The 19,104-nt window shown below is 44.5% G+C and carries 21 protein-coding genes; 11 read left to right on the top strand and 10 right to left on the bottom strand.

Translation table 11 applies throughout. The features are described 5' to 3' along the window. Positions 1-111: 111 nt before the first annotated feature. Positions 112-522: an FHA domain-containing protein gene (locus tag PCC7418_RS15075; RefSeq protein WP_015227051.1), complete on the bottom strand. Its 411-nt coding sequence runs from the start codon at positions 520-522 to the stop codon at positions 112-114. A gap of 41 nt (positions 523-563) precedes the next feature. Beyond that, positions 564-1,280, bottom strand: coding sequence for a 6-phosphogluconolactonase (pgl, locus tag PCC7418_RS15070; RefSeq protein ID WP_015227050.1), 717 nt, complete (start codon positions 1,278-1,280; stop codon positions 564-566). A gap of 257 nt (positions 1,281-1,537) precedes the next feature. Here pgl and PCC7418_RS15065 point away from each other — a divergent pair, with 257 nt between their 5' ends. Beyond that, complete coding sequence (locus PCC7418_RS15065; RefSeq protein ID WP_015227049.1) at positions 1,538-2,281, top strand: DUF502 domain-containing protein; 744 nt, start codon at positions 1,538-1,540, stop codon at positions 2,279-2,281. Here PCC7418_RS15065 and PCC7418_RS15060 read toward each other — a convergent pair. The 3 genes from PCC7418_RS15060 to PCC7418_RS15050 all read right to left on the bottom strand — a co-directional run bounded on the left by PCC7418_RS15060 (position 2,278) and on the right by PCC7418_RS15050 (position 4,308). Next, a complete protein-coding gene (locus PCC7418_RS15060; protein WP_015227048.1) occupies positions 2,278-2,484 on the bottom strand; it encodes a hypothetical protein in 207 nt (68 codons plus the stop codon). The two genes, PCC7418_RS15065 and PCC7418_RS15060, sit on opposite strands and share 4 nt — an antisense overlap. Before the next feature lie 185 nt (positions 2,485-2,669). Beyond that, positions 2,670-3,173 (bottom strand): GNAT family N-acetyltransferase, encoded by a 504-nt coding sequence (locus tag PCC7418_RS15055; RefSeq protein WP_015227047.1) that lies wholly within the window; start codon positions 3,171-3,173, stop codon positions 2,670-2,672. 7 nt (positions 3,174-3,180) lie between these two features. Next, entirely contained in the window at positions 3,181-4,308 is a 1,128-nt protein-coding gene (locus PCC7418_RS15050) for an RNA polymerase sigma factor, RpoD/SigA family (RefSeq protein WP_015227046.1), read from the bottom strand. A gap of 313 nt (positions 4,309-4,621) precedes the next feature. On the opposite strand from PCC7418_RS15050, the gene PCC7418_RS15045 reads away from it, so the two are divergent. Together PCC7418_RS15045 and PCC7418_RS15040 are read left to right on the top strand one after the other, a co-directional pair. Further along, entirely contained in the window at positions 4,622-6,007 is a 1,386-nt protein-coding gene (locus PCC7418_RS15045) for an anthranilate synthase component I (RefSeq protein ID WP_015227045.1), read from the top strand. Between the two features lie 67 nt (positions 6,008-6,074). Then, positions 6,075-7,400 (top strand): efflux RND transporter periplasmic adaptor subunit, encoded by a 1,326-nt coding sequence (locus PCC7418_RS15040; RefSeq protein ID WP_015227044.1) that lies wholly within the window; start codon positions 6,075-6,077, stop codon positions 7,398-7,400. 75 nt (positions 7,401-7,475) lie between these two features. Here the strand turns inward: PCC7418_RS15040 and PCC7418_RS15035 are convergent, their stop codons facing one another. The 3 genes from PCC7418_RS15035 to PCC7418_RS15025 form a co-directional block, all read right to left on the bottom strand. Continuing rightward, the gene (locus PCC7418_RS15035) at positions 7,476-7,691 is read right to left on the bottom strand and encodes a hypothetical protein (RefSeq protein WP_015227043.1); all 216 of its coding nucleotides are present in this window, start codon (positions 7,689-7,691) and stop codon (positions 7,476-7,478) included. 72 nt (positions 7,692-7,763) lie between these two features. Next, entirely contained in the window at positions 7,764-8,222 is a 459-nt protein-coding gene (locus PCC7418_RS15030) for a hypothetical protein (RefSeq protein WP_015227042.1), read from the bottom strand. After that, positions 8,219-8,455 (bottom strand): hypothetical protein, encoded by a 237-nt coding sequence (locus PCC7418_RS15025; RefSeq protein WP_015227041.1) that lies wholly within the window; start codon positions 8,453-8,455, stop codon positions 8,219-8,221. The genes PCC7418_RS15030 and PCC7418_RS15025 overlap by 4 nt, the downstream gene beginning before the upstream one ends. 54 nt (positions 8,456-8,509) lie before the next feature. Here PCC7418_RS15025 and PCC7418_RS21180 point away from each other — a divergent pair, with 54 nt between their 5' ends. After that, the gene (locus tag PCC7418_RS21180; RefSeq protein WP_255348264.1) at positions 8,510-8,641 is read left to right on the top strand and encodes a hypothetical protein; all 132 of its coding nucleotides are present in this window, start codon (positions 8,510-8,512) and stop codon (positions 8,639-8,641) included. A gap of 92 nt (positions 8,642-8,733) precedes the next feature. Here the strand turns inward: PCC7418_RS21180 and PCC7418_RS15020 are convergent, their stop codons facing one another. Beyond that, positions 8,734-9,063 (bottom strand): type II toxin-antitoxin system PemK/MazF family toxin, encoded by a 330-nt coding sequence (locus PCC7418_RS15020; RefSeq protein WP_015227040.1) that lies wholly within the window; start codon positions 9,061-9,063, stop codon positions 8,734-8,736. Positions 9,064-9,068: 5 nt separating this feature from the next. Further along, entirely contained in the window at positions 9,069-9,284 is a 216-nt protein-coding gene (locus tag PCC7418_RS15015; protein ID WP_015227039.1) for a hypothetical protein, read from the bottom strand. A gap of 66 nt (positions 9,285-9,350) precedes the next feature. Here PCC7418_RS15015 and PCC7418_RS15010 point away from each other — a divergent pair, with 66 nt between their 5' ends. The 7 genes from PCC7418_RS15010 (at position 9,351) to PCC7418_RS14980 (ending at position 19,099) form a co-directional block, all read left to right on the top strand. Further along, positions 9,351-12,551: an efflux RND transporter permease subunit gene (locus tag PCC7418_RS15010; RefSeq protein ID WP_015227038.1), complete on the top strand. Its 3,201-nt coding sequence runs from the start codon at positions 9,351-9,353 to the stop codon at positions 12,549-12,551. Between the two features lie 5 nt (positions 12,552-12,556). Then, the gene (locus PCC7418_RS15005) at positions 12,557-13,615 is read left to right on the top strand and encodes a DUF362 domain-containing protein (RefSeq protein WP_015227037.1); all 1,059 of its coding nucleotides are present in this window, start codon (positions 12,557-12,559) and stop codon (positions 13,613-13,615) included. 413 nt (positions 13,616-14,028) lie between these two features. Further along, positions 14,029-15,321 (top strand): RNA-guided endonuclease TnpB family protein, encoded by a 1,293-nt coding sequence (locus tag PCC7418_RS15000; protein WP_015227034.1) that lies wholly within the window; start codon positions 14,029-14,031, stop codon positions 15,319-15,321. A gap of 362 nt (positions 15,322-15,683) precedes the next feature. Then, on the top strand, positions 15,684-16,199 hold the full coding sequence (hoxE, locus tag PCC7418_RS14995) for a bidirectional hydrogenase complex protein HoxE (RefSeq protein ID WP_015227033.1): 516 nt from the start codon (positions 15,684-15,686) through the stop codon (positions 16,197-16,199). A 1-nt stretch (position 16,200) separates the two neighbouring features. After that, a complete protein-coding gene (locus tag PCC7418_RS14990; RefSeq protein ID WP_015227032.1) occupies positions 16,201-17,817 on the top strand; it encodes a NuoF family protein in 1,617 nt (538 codons plus the stop codon). A gap of 26 nt (positions 17,818-17,843) precedes the next feature. Beyond that, the gene (gene hoxU / locus PCC7418_RS14985; RefSeq protein WP_015227031.1) at positions 17,844-18,563 is read left to right on the top strand and encodes a bidirectional hydrogenase complex protein HoxU; all 720 of its coding nucleotides are present in this window, start codon (positions 17,844-17,846) and stop codon (positions 18,561-18,563) included. Next, positions 18,551-19,099 carry an NAD(P)-dependent nickel-iron dehydrogenase subunit HoxY gene (locus PCC7418_RS14980; protein ID WP_015227030.1) on the top strand — a complete coding sequence of 183 codons (549 nt, stop codon included), beginning with the start codon at positions 18,551-18,553 and terminating at the stop codon, positions 19,097-19,099. Before hoxU ends, PCC7418_RS14980 begins: the two co-directional genes overlap by 13 nt. Positions 19,100-19,104: the final 5 nt, after the last annotated feature.

The raw sequence follows: 19,104 nt of genomic DNA, 5'->3' as shown, positions 1-19,104 counted from the left end.
GTACAGAGATTAACGTGGGCTTTTACGGAGCGATCACGGAATTGGTCTGGACTCCAAACCAAGGCGGGATTGGTCAACTCCCTTGGTATCCAAATTTATTGAAAGCGATCACTAGGGGAGTTTGAAGATGAAAGTCACTTTATCTTCTTTCCCCAAAGCCAGTACATCTCCAGAGGAGATTTCTTGACGTTCCCCCCTAGCCACTGCGCTATTATTCACATAAGTCCCGTTAGAACTCCCTAAATCTTCAATGTAGTACGTTTCGGCTTCGATGTGAATCAGCGCGTGCTGACGGGAAACAATTTCTGCATCAGGAAGACCAGAGAGATCAACATCAGGGGGATTATTATTATTGGGTTTCCCAAGCATAATTTGGGTCTGATTGTCTGGTAGATTAATTGGTTCACCGCTTTGAATATGCAGTAAATAAGGGGTGGGTCGTTGTAAACTGGTTCCTGGCTCTTCTGCATTTAAGTTGACTTCTTCGGATTGGGGGGAGTCGTGATTGATTTCGTTCATCATTATCAATAAAAAATTGGATTAAACCTTAATCATATTTTCACTCAAGTTGAGAATTCTGCACCCGCTTCTTGATCCAATAACCACCATAGCTCTCCTTGAGGTTGAATTAGACGTGCTGGATATGCCATTGCGTCTCCCTGAGGAGAAAAGATTTCCTTCAAGGCGGGGCGCTTATTGGCTCCAGCTACTAAAAAGATTACCGCTCGTCCTTGATTGAGAAAAGGGGCGGTAAAACTCAAGCGTTTGCTGTCTCCTTTGTTACCGATGGTAATCAGCCGATCGCGCACGCTTAGGGCTTCTGTGTGCGGAAAGAGGGAAGCAGTATGTCCATCATCGCCCATTCCTAATAAAATAATATCGAGGCTGGGGAATTCTCCTGCTTGACACTGGAAAAAGCTGCGCAGTTGTTGTTCATGTTTTTCGGCATCTGCTTCAGGATTCTCCCCTGTTGTTGGCATGGGGTGAATGTTTTCGGCGGGAATCGCTACCTGATCGAGCCATGCTTCTCGCGCCATTTTTTCATTACTATCCGGGTGATCGGCTGGGACATAGCGTTCATCTCCCCAGAAAATATGGAGTTTTTCCCACGGGAGATTCTGTTGAGAGAGTTTTTCATAAACGGGTTTTGGGGTGCTTCCCCCAGCTAAAGCAAGGGTACAGTATCCTCGCTGCGCGATCGCGCTTTCGATTTTCTCGACAATGATTTGCACTGCGCGATCGACTAAACTCCCTTGGTCTGGCAAAATTTCAGTGGGCATTTTCACGGTTCTCAATTCAGCAACAATCAAATGTTACGATGGAATATATGATTTTGACATCAGACTCGAACCAATCAAGGGCGGTTGCTCTGAGTGCTGGTGGAAAATGGCATAATATTTATAAGCGCAATATTTCTTTACAAACTGGGCAGTCAACTGAAACCTAATCCCTGCGCCAGCATACTCTCAAGAGTCCGTAGGAAGGCTCAGTGCCCTGTCAAATCCCCTATAGCAACGGTAAGGAGAATTAACTCTCTGTGATCGAACGTCTCAAGCAAAACCTGAAAAATGACTTAATTGCGGGTTTGCTAGTTGTTATTCCCCTAGCGACAACCATTTGGCTGACCATTACGATCGCCAATTGGGTGATTAATTTTCTCACCCGCATCCCAAAACAACTCAATCCTTTCGAGGGACTACACCCTGTTTTAACCAACTTACTCAACCTCACCGTTGGCTTAGCCGTGCCCTTACTCTTTATCTTATTTATTGGTTTAATGGCGCGGAATATTGCGGGGCGTTGGTTGCTTGATGTGGGAGAACAAGTTTTACAAGCGATCCCCCTAGCGGGCTCCGTGTATAAAACCCTCAAGCAAATCTTAGAAACCCTTCTGCAAGATTCTAAAAGCAAGTTTCGGCGGGTGGTGATGGTAGAGTACCCTCGCCCTGGCTTATGGACACTTGCCTTTGTTACGGGTGGGGTGAGCACTCAGTTTCAGTCTCATTTATCGAAACCGATGTTGAGTCTTTTTATCCCGACCACGCCGAATCCCACCACGGGCTGGTATGCTATGGTCCCCGAGGAAGAAGTGATTAATTTACAAATCTCAGTGGAAGATGCGTTTAAGGTGTTAATTTCTGCAGGAATCGTTAGCCCCACCGCCTCAATTCCTGCAAACTGGAAGCCAAAACTTGAAAATGGGAAGGAAGCGACACCTTCCACGGTTTCTACTTCTACCCTCTCTGGAGTCAGTGAAAATCAAAACGGGCGAGAGAACTAACTTAATTTCAGAGCGTTGACAGGAACTTCGTCCCAAGAGTGGACAGTTCGGAGACGAGCAACCCAACCTTGAGCTTTTTGAGTAGCGGTCAAGTTGTCTTCAAAGGATTGATGACAATCTTCTGCAGCTTTTTGGTTACATGATGCAATACAAGCGTACATTAAACCAGAGGGATCGAGTTGTTCATTAACCCAAATTGTCATAGCTTTTCCTCCTTTTCAATCTTTACTACAAGGATCAGGCGAACGAGTGAGGAGCTAATCTGACCTCTATTGGTTTGCCTTTCCTCCTATTTTTCCACAAAATCCAGTGTCATGCTTGAACTTTTAGTTTAGGTTAAAGTTTCTCTGCTTAATGCTGCATTTCTTTACCTTTCTTCATGATTGGGTCAGCTAGGGGGGGCTTGAGTTGCCAATTGCGCGATCGCGCTGCCTGTGACTCGACAAATGCGCCAATCGGGGAGAACTTGTGCCCCCATCGCTTGATAGAAATCAATGGCAGGTTGATTCCAGTCCAAAACACTCCATTCTAGCCGTCCTGCACCTCTTTGGTGCGCGATCGTTGCCACCGCACTGATTAAAGCCCGTCCCACACCGCAACCGCGATATTCTGATAAAACAAACAAGTCCTCCAGATAAATCCCTGGTTGAGTTAGAAAGGTGGAATAATTGGAAAAAAACAGAGCAAAGCCAACAATGATTTCCCCCCACTCCGCCACCAGCACTTCCGCATAGGGAGTTTCACCAAATAAATGTTCAGCGAGGGTTTCTGCATTCCCCGTTACCGCATCTGAGAGGTGTTCATAGGCAGCTAGGGCTTCAATTAACCCCATAATCGCAGAAACATCCTCTCGCTGTGCCGAACGGATCTGAAAGGTTGTCGTTTGATCCATTTTTTTTCTACAGCCATCCTTTTAAGCGACGAGCAACTTGGGGACGACGTAACTTCCGCATCGCCTTACTTTGAATTTGACGCACACGCTCCCGAGACAGATTAAACATCAAACCCACTTCCTCTAAAGTATAGGGCTGGCTCGCATTTAACCCATAGCGCATGGAAATCACATCTTTTTCCCGTTCCGTGAGCACATCGCTTAACACATCTGAGATTTCCTGATTCATCATCGCTTCATTCATCTGATCTTCAGGCAATCTCATCTCATGATCTTCGAGTAATTCTAATAACTCGGTATCTTCCCCTTTCCCCACCCGATGATTGAGGGAGAGAGACTGACGGCGGAGTTGTAATAGTTGATGCAGTTGTGATTGAGACACCTCTAGCGCTTGGGCTAATTCGGCTTCTGTGGGATTGCGCTGTAATTCTTGCTTGAGATCTCGTTGTGCTTTTTTGAGCTTATTCAGTTTTTCGACAATATGAATCGGAAGACGAATCGTCCGCGCATCATTGGCGATGGTACGAGTAATGGCTTGGCGAATCCACCAATAGGCATAAGTCGAGAATTTGTATCCTTTATTGGGATCAAACTTTTCTGCTGCTCGATTTAAACCAATTGCCCCTTCTTGAATTAAATCTAAAAAGGGAACGCCTCGATTGAGGTATCGTTTCGCGATCGAAACCACTAATCTCAAATTAGAGCGAATCATGCGCCGTTTTGCCACACGCCCTTGATAGAGTTTGCGATCTAACTCTTTCACTCCCATTTCCAGAGCTTCGGCTAACTGCTGTTTAGTGGGAGGTGAGCCTAATTTTTCCGCTAATTCTTGGCGTTTGTGTTCAAAATCCGCAGCTAACTTTACTTGTTGGGCAAGTTCTACTTCTTCATCGGGCTGCAAAAGCGGATAACGGGCCATTTCCTTGAAAAATGCACCAACTGTATCCTCGTATTTGCTTTTTTGAGAAGAATTGACTTCACTATTTTCTTCCTGAGAAAAATCAACTTCTACAAGCTGCATTGCGGAGGAATCGGTTTCTTCTAAGGGAGAAAGTAAAGTTTCAAGCCCCTCAGTTGGTGTTAAAGATTCATCCGATTTTGTTTCTTGGCTCGTCATGAGTTGAATATCTGTCATAGTAAATTAAGTAAAGGTTTAACGTTAATTGAGATTCAGACTAGCCTATCATTTAGAGGTTTTCTGAATTGTACGGTAATAACTTTGAGAACAATAATGATTTATTTGTTTAACAGAATTATAAAGTTAATTTTGTCGCTATTTTAACGATTTGCCAGCATACTTTTAGAAAACGATGCTTTTTAGCATTTCAGACAGCGATTGAGAATTAGGTCATTTCTTGTTATAGTTTCTGCTTCAACCGTAACATCTCATAGAATGAGCTTAAGGATTTAATCGAATCGTATCAACTACCGTAGGTGAGAAATTAAGAATGGGAGAACAAAAACAATGGGTTTGGCGATCGCTGCTGTTACAAAAACGGACGGGGTCAGAAATTTTTCTGCATCTCTTCCGTAACGATACTCCCTACAGCGTGCTTTTGGAAAGTCCCCCTTTTAGCGATCAACCCCAACTGTGTCGTTATTCCCTTTGTGCGGGTCGTCCCCGCGAAATTGATGGACAACTGCAAGTTTGGACTCCTCCTTTAGGAAGAATTTTGTCCTGTTTACAGCAGCTTCAAGACCGTTGTTCTCCTGATATGCCACCAGAAGTGACCCACCTGCCTTTTACAGGGGGATATTTGGGCTGGCTCGGATATGATCTAGCGTGGGAAATTGAACAGTTACCCCAACTGAATGATGATCCCCTTCCCTTTCCCGTTTCCTATTGGTATGAACCCGAAACCTTTGCCGTTTTAGACCATCAAGAACAAATACTGTGGTTAGCAGCAACTGATCCCCAGCAACTGGATGCACTCGAAAAACGCTTAGAACGTCCGATTCCTGATGCACCCGCTTCTGTGATTACGGAAGTTTCTCCACCGACGTTTCTCACCTCCGCCGAAGATTATCAAGAAATGGTACGACGGGCGAAAGATTATATTTATGCTGGGGATATTTTCCAAACGAATCTGTCTTTACGGTTTCAAGCCGAAACGCAACGAGACAGTTGGGACATTTATCATGCGCTACAGACCATTAACCCTTCCCCTTTTGCCAGTTATTGGCGCACCCCCTGGGGATCAATGATTAGTTGTTCTCCCGAACGCTTGGTGCAACGACAAGGCAATCTTTGTCAAACCCGCCCCATTGCGGGAACCCGCCCGCGAGGAGAGACTTCCACAGTTGATCAACAACTTGCACAAGACCTCCGCGCCAATATTAAGGAACAGGCGGAACATATTATGCTGGTGGATTTGGAACGGAATGATTTAGGACGGGTCTGTGAATGGGGAACGGTGACAGTTGATGAATTATTAACCATTGAACGGTATAGTCATGTGATGCACTTGGTGAGTAATGTGCAAGGGATTATGAAACCAAAAATGTCCAGTGTTGATTTGATTCGCGCCTTATTTCCAGGGGGAACGATTACGGGCTGTCCAAAAGTGCGCTGTTTAGAAATTATTGAAGAGTTAGAACCATTTCGTCGCAATTTATTTTATGGCTCTTGTGGTTATTTAGACCAACGGGGGAACTTAGATTTAAATATTCTGATTCGGACGCTGTTGTTTGCTGAGGGAACTGTCTGGGGACAAGTGGGGGCGGGGATTGTTGCTGATAGTGATCCCCACAAAGAGTGGGAAGAGTCTTTGAATAAAGGGAAAGCACAGGTCAGTGCGATTCAATCTTTGCCATCAAAAAGAGAATCTTTCTGAGGAAAGGGTTAACAAAGATTATTAACGTCTAAACTAAAGAGCAACCTATAAAATTTTCTAATTAAAAATGGTTTTAGATCAAGTTGGGGTTCTAATTTCTAAAAAGGGCAAAAGGTCTTTCCTTACTTTATTACTCAGCAGTTTATTCGTTCCCACCTTAATCGGATGTGGAAAGCAGTTTAACGCTTCGGTGACAGCGCAACCGAGTGAAAATCAGGGTGAAGCAGAATCTCTTGCTAAAGTCGAAAGCGCGATCGCGCAGGTCAAATCTCTCAATTCTCCCTTAACCGTAAAAGGAGATACATTCCCCCAGCAAGTGGTTGCATTACGTTCCCAAGCAGAAGGACAATTACAAACGCTAACCGTTGATGTGGGAGATCCAGTAGAAAAGGGACAGATTCTAGCGCAACTCAATGATAATCTTCTCCAAACCAACATCGCAGAAGCCGAAGCCGAACTAGCCAGTCGCCTTGCGGAGGTCAAGCAAGCCCAAAATCAAGTCAGAAACGCCAAAATCCAGCTAGAACAAGCCCAAGCCGAAGCCGAACAAGCCCAAGCTGATTCTCGACGGTTGAAAAATCTTTCTCAACAAGGCGCAATTCCAAAGCAGGAAGCAGAGTTAGCCGAAACCGAAGCCATTGTCGCCCAAAAACAAGTCCGTGCAGCGCGAGAACAAATCCAAATTGAACAAGACGCAGTGGCGACAGCCCAAGAACAAGTGCGAGTCCAACGTTCGATTATCGCTCAAACTCAAGAACGGTTATCTTATAGTACCTTAAAATCGCCAATTACGGGGGTGGTTTTAGAGCGAGTCACTGATCCAGGAAACTTAATCGAACCGGGAGATGAAGTGTTAACAATTGGGGATTTTCAAACCATTAAAGTGAGAGTGAATGTTTCTGAATTAGCATTAGGAGAGATTCGTCAAGGACAATCGGTAACGATTAATTTAGATGCGTTTCCCAATGAATCTTACACTGGAACAGTCAGTCGTATTTCTCCCGCAGCGAACCCCGAAACGCGACAAGTTCCCATTGAAATTACTTTACCTAATCCAGAAAGGCGTATTGGGAGTGGTTTACTGGCGAGAGTCACTTTTCCTCGTGAAGAAACAGAACAAGTGGTGATTCCAGAAACAGCATTACAAGCGGAACAAAAAAATAATACAGCAACCATTTTTATATTAAATCCCACCACTGAACCGCCAACCGTCGAAGCAAAAACAGTTCAACTCGGCGATCGCGCAAACAATCAAGTGGAAATTCTTTCGGGATTAGATTCGGAAACGCCCTATATTGTCCGCAGTAGTCGTCCGCTTCAATCTGGGGAAGCCGTGCGATTGAGTGCGGTTTCTCGTACTACGACAGAGGAAGAGAGGGGAGACAAAAACTAGCTTAAATTAGAACTGACCTGTAATTAGTAACAGCTTTAAACGCTCGCTTAAAGGATGAGCTAATAACAAGGTTTCTCATTCGTTCAATTCTGAAATAATTTGGTCAACTGAGCCTCGGAAAACATTTCCTTCTTGATAGTCTTGATGCGCTTGAGTAATATTATTAGCAATTTCTTCTCTCCTTTCCTCAATTTGGCGATTTTTTACAATATTGATTAATTCTTCTTTTTCTTCACAAGAAAGATTGTCTATCATTTCTAAAATGTGGTTGAATTGGGTTGTTTGAGTCATTGATTAACAAATAACAAAAATTTAGAATTTACCTCATGAATTCGAGAACTGCTATAATCTAATTTAACGATTCTATTCTAAATAGTTATTGATAAAATCCCTTGGAGTTAGACATTCAAATGTTGCAATTGCTTTGATTAGTTCTCGATTAGAAGAAACAAAACAATCGGAATTTCCTAATTTTGCTGTTAAATAAACCTCTATATCTTCATTAGGAATTTCTCCATCTTTCACAACCTTTTCTAATTCTTGATTCCATTGCTGACTATAATTGACATAATGAATGTTAAGCCGTGACCAAATCAAGCCAATTACAAAACCAGCTTTATCCTTATCCCACAAATATTTACCAACGCGCCTGATTTGATCAATGATTTCATCAGATAAAACAATTTCTGCTCCGATTTGAATCGCTGTGTCATTATAGTAACCAATTGCTCTTAAAATTTTTGCTTCTGGAGAATGAATTTCTTGAGTTCCGATGATATAAATATTTGTATCAAGGCACAAACGCTGAAGATCAGAATTCACTGGGTTCTTCCTTTTTCTTCTAATTTTTCTAGTTTGACTTGATGAATTAAATCAAGGATTTTCTCACGAGAATCATATCCTTTTTTTTGAGCAAGCTGCCGTATTTTTTCTAATTGATCAGATTCATTTTCAGTAACAATAATGATGTCAACTTCTCCATCACTTAAACCCTCTGGTACAATTGCTCTTAATTCTCCTTTTTCTATTTTGCCTGTCGTTTGTATAATCTTCATAGCATTCTCCAAACTTTTTGATCATCTTTCCGCTTTTAATAACGAATATAACTCATGACTGGATTTAGTATTAGCGCGATCGCGATCCGAAGACATATTGGTACTCTCGCCATTACTGTTGCAGTATTAGTCATTGGAAATTCTTTCGGGATTAGATACGGAAACGCCCTATATTGTACGCAGTAGCCGTGCGATTGAGTGCGCTTTCTCGTACTACGACAGAGAAAGAGAGGGGAGACAAAAACTAACTTAAATATGTCTTGGTCATTTCACTATTTTCACTCCCAAAGCTGTTTTAGCATTCTTTGAACTTTCGACCAATCAGTAGAAGCTAGTTTTCCTAAGCGACGCTCTACTAGATTTTTTTGGAGTGTTGCTAGTTTATGAACTCTTACCCATGATTGTAGTCTTAAACCAGATGCTTGCCATTGCTTTAACTCAATATCAAATTGACTCAATTGAGGTTGACTGGTTATGCGAGCCACAATAATATCTTCATCCCCAGTGTCTAATAGAATCAGAGCAGGTCTTCGTTTTCTTGTGGTTGTAGCGGAGAAAGGAAAAGCAATTAGCACCACCTCTCCTGATTCGTAAAAATCATTGACCACACTATTTAATCCTCATCGTAAATGGCATCAGCGTCACTATAACCATGCAAAAATTGCTCTGCACTAAGATACTTCCAGTCATTTTCCTCCATAGATTCTAAATTATCATCTGAAATTAAGAGAATGGCTTGTACTCGCTTGTGTTTACAATGATTTAAGGGTTGATCTAATCTAATATTCCCTTGTTCATCGACCATTCCAGTTAGTTTAAATTCCTGCATTTTTACCTCTTTTGACCCTAAAGGTTTCAACTTTCACCATAGTAACTTCAACAACGAATATAACTCATGACTGGATTTAGTATTAGCGCGATCGCGATCCGAAGACATATTGGTACTCTCGCCATTACTGTTGCGGTATTAGTCATTGGAACTATTTTTCTCCTGCAAATTCCAGTCAATTTACTGCCATCGATTACCTATCCCCGCATCCGCCTCGAAGTCAGAACCCCTGGCGTTTCACCAACAGTTGCGGTGGAAGAAGTGGCTAAACCCCTAGAAGAAGCCCTCCGCGCCACAGAAGGGGTGGTGCAAATTTACTCCGAAACCGAAGAAGGGGAAGTGGAGGTTGATTTATACTTTGAAGCGGGAGATGATGTAGATCAGGCGTTGAATGAAACCACCGCAGCGTTTAATCGGGTGCAAGGAAGACTCCCCGATATTGTGGAAGATCCCCGCATTTTTAAGTTTGAACCTTCCCAGCTACCCGTTTATGAGTTTGGGTTACAATCAGACTCGCTTCGAGATGTGGACTTGCGCGTCTTTGCGGATGAAGAATTAGCCCGAGAATTAAGTCTGGTGCGCGGTGCTGCTTCAGTGAATGTTTCCGGTGGCGTAACCGAAGAAGTGCGCGTGGAAATTGATCCGATTCGGTTACAGGCTTTAGGCTTGGGGTTTACGGATGTTTTAGAGGAATTGCGCGATCGCAATGTGGATGTCGCCACAGGGCGTTTATCAGGAGAAGATACCGAACCCCTAACCCGCGCGATCGGAAAATTTGACAATGCGGAGGAGATTCGCAATTTATCCTTTGCTGTTGGAGATACAGAGATTCCCCTCAGTGAGTTTGCGACGGTGATTGATGGGACAACCGAACAACGGGTTTTTGTCACCCTCAATGGCGATCCTGCGGTGAAAGTGAGTGTGCAAAAACAGCCCACAGCGAACACGATTGAAGTGGTGGATCGAGTGAAACAGCGCATCAATCAACTGCAGGAAGTGGGAACGATTTCTGATGAGATGACGTTAGTAACAACGAAAGATGAATCGGTTTTTATTCGCAATTCTATTAAAAATGTCGCGGTTGCGGGGTTAACAGGGGCTACGTTAGCAGCCGTTGCAGTCTTATTATTTCTCGGGTCACTGCGTCAAACCTTTATTATTATTGTCGGGATTCCGTTGGCGACTTTTACCGCGATTTTATTAATGCGAGGCTTTGATATCTCCTTAAATGTCTTCAGTTTAGGGGGATTGGCGTTAGGCGTGGGAATTGTTGTTGATAACGCGATCGTCATGTTAGAAACTATCGCGGAAGGGGTGGGAATGACTCCGGGTCATCCTGTCGCAGAAGAACGCCCGAGTAATCGCTATATTATTGAACAAGCGGAAAATAGCAGTCGTAGCATTGAATCGGCTTTACTAGCTGCTACCAGTACCAACTTAGTCTCCGTTGTTCCCTTTTTACTGATTGGGGGCTTTTTCTCGCTGTTGTTTAGTGAATTAATTCTGACAATTAGTTTTGCGGTTGCGTCTTCAATGTTAATCGCGCTGACGGTTGTGCCGATGTTAGCCTCTCGTTTGTTAGCGATTCCTCGTAGTAGTGGCTTATCTTATTTCTGGTTTTTACGTCGCTTTAATGACCAGTTTCAATCCGCCACTCGTCGCTATCAGCAAGGCTTAAAACAAGTGCTACGGTATCGCCTTGTGGTTATTGCAGGTGCATTCCTGATTTTAGGAGGCGGGAGTTTCTGGTTCGGGGGACAACTCTCCCAAGAAATTTTACCCGAAATTAATACGGGACAAGCGCGAATGTATGTGCAGTTTCCCACAGGGACGAGTTTAACGGAAAACCGACAAGTGATGCGGTTAATCGATGAAACCTTATTAGACCAACCGGGAACCAAAAGCACGTTTACCACCGCAGGAGGCTACTTATTTGGGACGAATACTTCCCCTGATGTGTTAGGCGGATCGAGCACCATTAGTGTCAAAGCAGGGGTGAATGTCCAATCTTACATCGCTAGAGTTCAACCAAAACTGAATCAACTCAATTTAGTGGATACTCGGGTGGTCATCTTTCCCCAGGATGTTCGCGGGATTAGTTTTAATAATTCACCGACGCGCGGGGATGTCAATGTCATCTTACAAGGAAATGATACTGCCCAACTGCAACAAGCGGGAGAACAAGTTCTTGCAGCTTTAGATGAAAATGTTCCCTCGGCAAGTTTTCGCCCTGATCCCGAACCGCCACAGCCCGAAGTCCAGATTCGACCGGATTGGCAACGTGCCGAAGAGTTTGGTTTAACGGTGACTGAAATCGGAGAAGCAATCCAAACGGCTGTTAATGGGGCGGTTCCCACGCGCTTACAACGCGGCGATCGTTTGGTAGATATTCGGGTGCAGTTCCCGCAGTCAACCTTAACCACCATTTCTGACTTGGAAGACGTTCCTCTCTTGGTGGGCGAGAATCAATCCTTAAAACTCAAAGATATTGCTGATATTCAGCCTGGGATTGCCCCTGCTGAGATTCAACGGTTGAATCAAAGCCAAGTTTATATTCTCGAAGGCGATTTAGTGGAAGGAGCGACTCTCGATCGCGCGATCGCGCAAACTAAATCTATTTTTCAACAACTGGAACTCCCGGAAGGTGTTACCATTGCTCCCAGTTCAGCCGAAGCCAATAATACCGAATTACAGAACGCTTTGAAACTCCTCGGCGGACTCGCTGCATTTATGGTCTTTGTGGTGATGGCAGTGCAGTATAACTCCCTGATTGATCCGCTTGTGATTATGTTAACGGTTCCCCTCGCGTTGGCGGGTGGCATTTTCGGACTTTATCTTACGGATACCCCTGTCGGTGCAACCGTTTTAGTCGGTGCGGTTTTACTGGTGGGGATTGTTGTTAACAACGCGATCGTAATGGTGGAATTTGCCAATCAAATTTACACCCAACAAAACGTCAGTCGTCGCCAAGCAATTTTACAAGCAGCCCCGCAACGCTTACGCCCGATTTTAATGACCACCATTACCACCGTCTTAGGAATGTTTCCCCTTGCGTTAGGCTTAGGACAAGGGTCAGAGTTTTTACAACCGTTGGGGGTCGTTGTCTTTTCAGGGTTATCTCTAGCAACCTTTCTCACGCTATTTATTATTCCCTGCTTTTATACCCTACTGCACGATCTATTCAATTCTGAATCCCCACCCAGCGATCCAAATCAATTAGAGGCAGTTTTTCAAGAAGAATCTCCCTATCCTGAAACGCAAAAATAGTAACCATGTCCTATTTCAACTACAAACGCCGTCAAATCTTACGTTTATTAGGGTTAGCAACAGGGGCTGCTGTTTTCCCCTCTGCTTGTAGCTTGGCTCAATCTGGCAACTCCCAAACCTCTGCTTCTTCTACAATGAAGCTCAAAGGGAATCCACCTTCTGATCAGGTTTCTCGCGTCGCGATCCTCAAAACAGACGATCGCGCTTCTGCAGTCCCCAAACTCCTCGACTTATTACAACCCGAAGGCTTTACCGATAAAACCGTATTTATCAAACCCAACTACAACACAGGCGATCCTGCACCTGCAGCCACTGATACAGATTTACTCGATAGTCTGACTACCGAAATTGAAAAGACACAAGCGGGACAGATTACAATCGGGGATCGCTCAGGAATGGCAACAACTCGGGAAGCCATGCAACGAAAAGGTGTGTTTGAACTCGCGGAAAAACGGGGGCTAGAAACGATTGTTTTTGATGAAATGCCTGCCGAACAATGGCAATATTTTGACAAAGAAGGGACCCATTGGAAACAAGGTTTCGCGATCGCGCGTCCCATTTTAGATGCAGATGCTGTCATCAATACCTGCTGTCTGAAAACCCATCGCTTCGGCGGACACTTTACCCTCTCCCTGAAAAACAGCATTGGGATGGTGGCAAAATATGTGCCAGGGGACAATTTTAACTATATGGGAGACTTACATTCCTCTCCCCACCAGCGCAAAATGATTGCGGAAGTTAACGCAGCTTATCAACCCGACCTGGTGCTGATGGATGGCGTGGAAGCCTTTGTCAATGGGGGACCCGCCAATGGTCAAAAAGTGGCTGCAAATGTGATGATTGCGGGGCGCGATCGCGTTGCTGTAGATGTGGTCGGATTAGCCCTCTTACGGTCTTTTGGGACAACTCAACAAGTCTCTGAAGGGTCAATCTGGAAGTTAGAACAAATTCAAAGAGCAACAGAACTAGGATTAGGCGCAACTCACTCCGAACAAATTGAACTGATCACGGGTGATACCGCAAGTGAAAACTTGGCGGATCAGATTCGATCATTGATGATTTAAAAATTAACCACAGAGTCAAATGGGATAATAGGAATTATTTTCTAACTCATAACAAGATGAATCAAAAAGCGGAAAAATTGATCTGGACAGCAGAAAACGAACTGACAGAATACAGCACTGAAGCCCGTAAAATTGAGAAATTACAGTAACTCAGCCAGAAAGCCCTCGATTTGAAATCGAGGGATGAATGACACTTAAAGGCTTTAGCCTTCTGTGTCCTTGTAATTCGGCATTTCTAAAGTATCAATCCAGTCCTCTACTAGCTGAGTCATTGTTTTTCTTTTATATCTTGCGTATAGTCGTAGCTTTTCGATTCTAGAGACTTCTACTCGCATACTCAGTCTTTGTTTTTGCATTGTCACCCATTGGATTAATTTATGCTATAATAATTCTAACCGATTAAATGATCTACCATGTACAGATGCCAGCAAAATCGAATTAAACCAAGCTCTGAGGTCATTCCCATATTAGAACATATTTGCTATACGGCTAATAATCTAACAAATTGTGGAATCTATTATGCCCGTCAAACTTTCTTTAATGAAGGTCGGATCATTGGAAAATATGAACCAGAAGAAGTCCTAAAACAACAAGTTAACTTCAAAGCCCTCTACTCTCAATGCGCTCAACAGATTCTTAGAAGCGTCGCAGAATCTTTTAAGTCCTATAAGGGTTTGAGAAAAGCCTTTTTCAAAGGAGAAATTAGTAATCATCCTAAACTCCCCAACTATAAGGGTAAAGGAGGAATGGCGGTTGCTTCCTATCCAAAACAAGCTCTGAAGTTAAAAGATGGTCAAATCAGAATCCCGCTAGGAAAAACAATTAAAGCGTGGTTTGGTCGATCAGAGTTTTTTGTTCCTTTCCCTTCTAATCTAGAATGGGAGAGCATTAAAGAGTTAAGAATTATTCCTAGAAACCGAGAGTTTTATGTGGAATGGGTGTATGAAAGACCTGAAGTCAAAACTACAGTTAATTCTACCGAAGCACTAGGGGTTGATCCAGGCTTGGATAACTGGTTAACTTGTGTTTCCACCATTGGAGAGTCTTTCATCATTGATGGGAGAAAACTTAAATCTCTAAATCAGAACTATAACCGCCGAGTGTCTTCTCTTAAAAAGGGAAAACCTCAAGGTTATTGGGACTTTGAGTTAGCTAGAATCACCGAAAAACGAAACCGCCAAGTTCGAGATGCTGTAAACAAGGCAGCGAAGATGGTGATTAACTATTGTCTTAATAAAGATATAGGGATCATCGTTTTCGGTTGGAATAAAGGTCAGCGTCAAGGGATCAATATAGGACACAAAAATAATCAAAACTTTGTCCAGATTCCCACAGCTAAGTTAAAGAATCAGATTCAACAATTAGCAGAGGAAAATGGAATTGAGTTTGTAGAAACTGAAGAGTCTTATACCTCAAAAGCCTCTTTTCTAGATCGTGATTTGCTACCGACATTCGGCGAGAAACCCGAAAGGTGGCAACCGTCAGGAAAGCGAGTAAAGAGAGGTTGCTATCAAGATTCAAAAGGAAGAATTGTAAATGCCGATGCAAACGCAGCAGCTAACATCCTCCGAAAAGTAGAGATACAGCTAGGATTAGTCCTAGTCAAGGTCAGTAGGGCAGCTTTGACTCTGCCATCCAGACTGTACATCTGGAACTCTAAGAGAAAGAGCGGAGCAACGAGGTTTTTAAGAGGGGCTGTGTGCTGAATTCATTTCAGCACCCTGAAAGCCCCGTCCCGTTGCGAAGCCACCTCTTAGAATCCTCGTCTCTTTAGAGCGAGGAGAAGTCAAAAATGTCTAACTAACGAAACAATCGTCATTCCTTAGGGTTGGCGAAAATGTCAATGATTAATAAGACCTATTAAGATTTACTTCGCACGGAACTATTTTAGCCGTGCTTATTTTCTAATAGTAAATAGGAGTTTAGCGGATCAACCTGAAAGCAAAACTTCAACCATCTCAACAATTATTAAAGCAGGCACGCGATCGCGCTGGCTACAGGTGTGGTGTGGCAGCAGTTTTTCCTGTGGCAAGCGTGTAAATAGCATAAAGCTGCTTTCCATTTTATCATGACAACTGCAACAAAGACAACTCAAACGGAGCAAGCTCCCAAAGAAAAAGATAAACGGTTTCGCGTCTTGGATGTGACCATGAAACGGGCGCAATATCGCCAAGATGCGTTAATCGAAGTCTTACACAAAGCACAAGAAGCATTTGGTTATTTAGAGGAAGATGTCCTCGCCTATGTTGCTAAGCACTTAAAACTCCCCTTGAGTCGGGTTTATGGTGTCGCCACATTCTACCATCTTTTCATGCTGAAGCCTGGTGGCGCTCATACTTGTGTGGTTTGTATGGGAACCGCTTGTTATGTCAAAGGCAGCGACAAAATCTTATCCAATCTCGAAAAAGAATTCAAAATCACTGCCGGAGAAACCACCGAAGATGGTCAAGTCTCTTTAGTAACCGCTCGTTGTATCGGGGCTTGTGGCATTGCCCCCGCGATCGTTTTTGATGGGACAGTTGCTGGGCAGCAAGACACCGAGAGTGTCAGCAAAAAGTTACACGAATGGCAAGAGGAGAAATAATATGGAATGGGCAGAATTTAACAACTGGGCAGAGGAAGCACGACAAAAAAGAAAAACCACCCGTGTCTATTGTTGTACCTCCACAGGCTGTCAGGCTTCCAGTTCCCTCGCCGTCCACAAAGCAATGCAAAAAGCCGTTAAAGAAGCCCACTTAGATGATGTGCAAGTGGTGAGCGTCGGTTGTATGGGCTTTTGCGGTCAGGGGCCGATTGTGGAAGTGGAAAATAGTCAAGACCCTGACCAGTATAAACTTTACGAAAAAGTGACTCCCGAACAAGCCCCATCCATTATTAAAGGGCTACAGGGGGAAGAGGTCACCGCAGCGCCAGGGAATCCCAATCATCCCTTCTTCAGCCATCAAGTGCAAATTGTCCGAGAACATAGTGGTCAAATCGATCCAGAAAGCATTGACGAGTATCTCGCCATTGGGGGCTATCAGGGCTTATACAAGAGCCTCTTTGAAATGTCCCCCGAAGAGGTAGTGCAAGAAATTACGCGCTCTGGGCTGCGGGGTCGCGGTGGGGCGGGTTTCCCCACTGGGCTGAAATGGTCAACGGTGGCAAAAATGCCTCCTGGACAAAAGTATGTGATTTGTAACGCGGATGAAGGCGACCCCGGGGCGTTTATGGATCGGAGTGTTTTGGAGAGTGATCCCCATCGAATTTTAGAAGGAATGGCGATCGCGGGCTATGCTGTGGGAGCAGACCACGGTTTTATTTATGTTCGCGCAGAGTATCCGTTAGCCATTTCTCGCCTAGAAAAAGCGATTAAGCAAGCCAAACGCAATAATGTCCTCGGTTCGCAAATTTTCGGGTCTGCTATTAACTTCTCCGTAGAAATCCGCGTTGGGGCGGGTGCATTTGTTTGTGGGGAAGAAACGGCTCTCATTGCTTCGGTTTCAGGCGGACGCGGTACCCCTCGCCCCCGTCCTCCTTATCCGGCTGTCGTGGGTCTATATGGTAAACCTACCTTGATTAATAATGTGGAAACCCTGGGTAATATTGCCCCCATTATCACCAAAGGATCGGACTGGTATGCAAGCATCGGGACGGAGAAGAGTAAAGGCACCAAGATTTTCTCTCTAACAGGAAACGTGGTTTATAACGGTTTAATTGAAGTGCCCATGGGCATTACCCTGCGAGAAATTGTCGAAGAAATGGGCGGAGGGGTTCCCAATGGCGGTCAAGTGAAAGCCGTGCAAACGGGGGGTCCTTCTGGAGGCTGTATCCCTGCGGATCAACTCAATATTTCTGTCGATTACGAATCGCTGTCCGCCGTGGGTTCTATGATGGGATCTGGTGGCATGGTGGTCATGGATCAAGACACCAGTATGGTTGGGGTTGCCAAGTATTACATGGAATTCTGTCAAGAAGAAAGTTGTGGCAAGTGCATTCCTTGTCGGGCGGGAACCGTACAAATGTACGATCTGCTCAAAAAAATACTCGCGGAACAAGCTACGGACGCTGATTTGGCGAAACTGCAAGAACTCTGCGACATGGTAAAAGCAACCAGTTTGTGCGGTTTGGGGCAAACATCGCCGAATCCCGTCTTGAGTACCTTACGCTATTTTGAGTCTGAGTATCAAGACCTGCTACAGCCGGTGATGAGTAAAGTATAAAGTCAGTCTGGAGAGGAGAACAAAGAATGGCAGTAACAACGCTGACAATTGATGATGTTGATGTGGCTGTGGAGGCTGGATCAACAATTTTACAGGCTTCGCAAGAAGCGGGAATTCGGATTCCAGTATTATGCCACCTAGAAGGGGTTTCCGATGTGGGCGCGTGTCGCCTCTGTTTGGTGGAAATAGAAGGGATTAATAAATTGCTTCCAGCTTGTGTAACGGAAGTGAGTGAAGAGATGAAAGTCCACACCAACACCCCCCGTTTGCAAGAATATCGGAAGATGGTGGTGGAAATGCTCTTTGCGGAGGGGAATCATGTTTGTGCGATTTGTGTGGCAAATGAGAACTGTGAGTTGCAAGATTTAGCCGTTGAGGTGGGAATGGATCATACCCGCTTTAGCTATCGTTTCCCCAGCGATCGCGATGTGGATGTCTCTCATGAACGCTTTGGCATAGATCGCAACCGTTGTGTGTTATGTACCCGGTGTGTGCGCGTTTGCGATGAAATTGAAGGGGCGCACGTTTGGGATGTTGCCGAACGAGGGGAAACCTGTAAAGTGGTGACAGGCTTAAGTCAGCCTTGGGGAGACGTGGATGCTTGTACCGCTTGCGGAAAGTGTGTCGATGCTTGTCCCACTGGGGCGATTTTCCGGAAAGGGGTAACCGTCGCCGAAATGGAGCGCGATCGCGCCAAGTTAGAATTTTTAGTGACAGCACGGGAGAAAAAAGAATGGACAAGATAAAGTTTGCAACGATCTGGCTTGCGGGATGTTCGGGTTGTCATATGTCGTTTTTAGATTTGGATGAATGGCTCATTGAACTCGCCCAGCACGTGGATATCGTCTATTCCCCGGTGGGATCGGATTATAAAGAGTATCCTGAAAATGTGGATGTCTGTTTAGTGGAAGGGGCGGTTGCGAATGAGGACAACCTCGAACTCATTCAAGAAGTCCGCAAGAAAACAAAACTTTTGGTGTCCTTTGGGGATTGTGCAGTAACGGCAAATGTTCCCGCCATGCGGAACTTACAAGGGCAAACGGATGGCACCCTCAAACGCTGTTACTTGGAATTGGGAGACGATTCGCGACAACTTCCCCACGCCCCTGGGATTGTCCCCGAATTATTAGATGAAGTGCGTCCTGTGCATGAGGTGGTCAATGTGGATCTTTATTTACCCGGTTGTCCCCCTTCAGCAGAACGGATTCAAAGCGCGATCGCGCCGTTGCTAGAGGCAAAAAATCCAGACATGACTGGACGAGAAATGCTCAAATTTGGTTGAGATTA

This window comes from Halothece sp. PCC 7418, assembly GCF_000317635.1.
GTDB lineage: Bacteria > Cyanobacteriota > Cyanobacteriia > Cyanobacteriales > Rubidibacteraceae > Halothece.
This window is presented reverse-complemented; position numbering and strand designations above follow the sequence as displayed.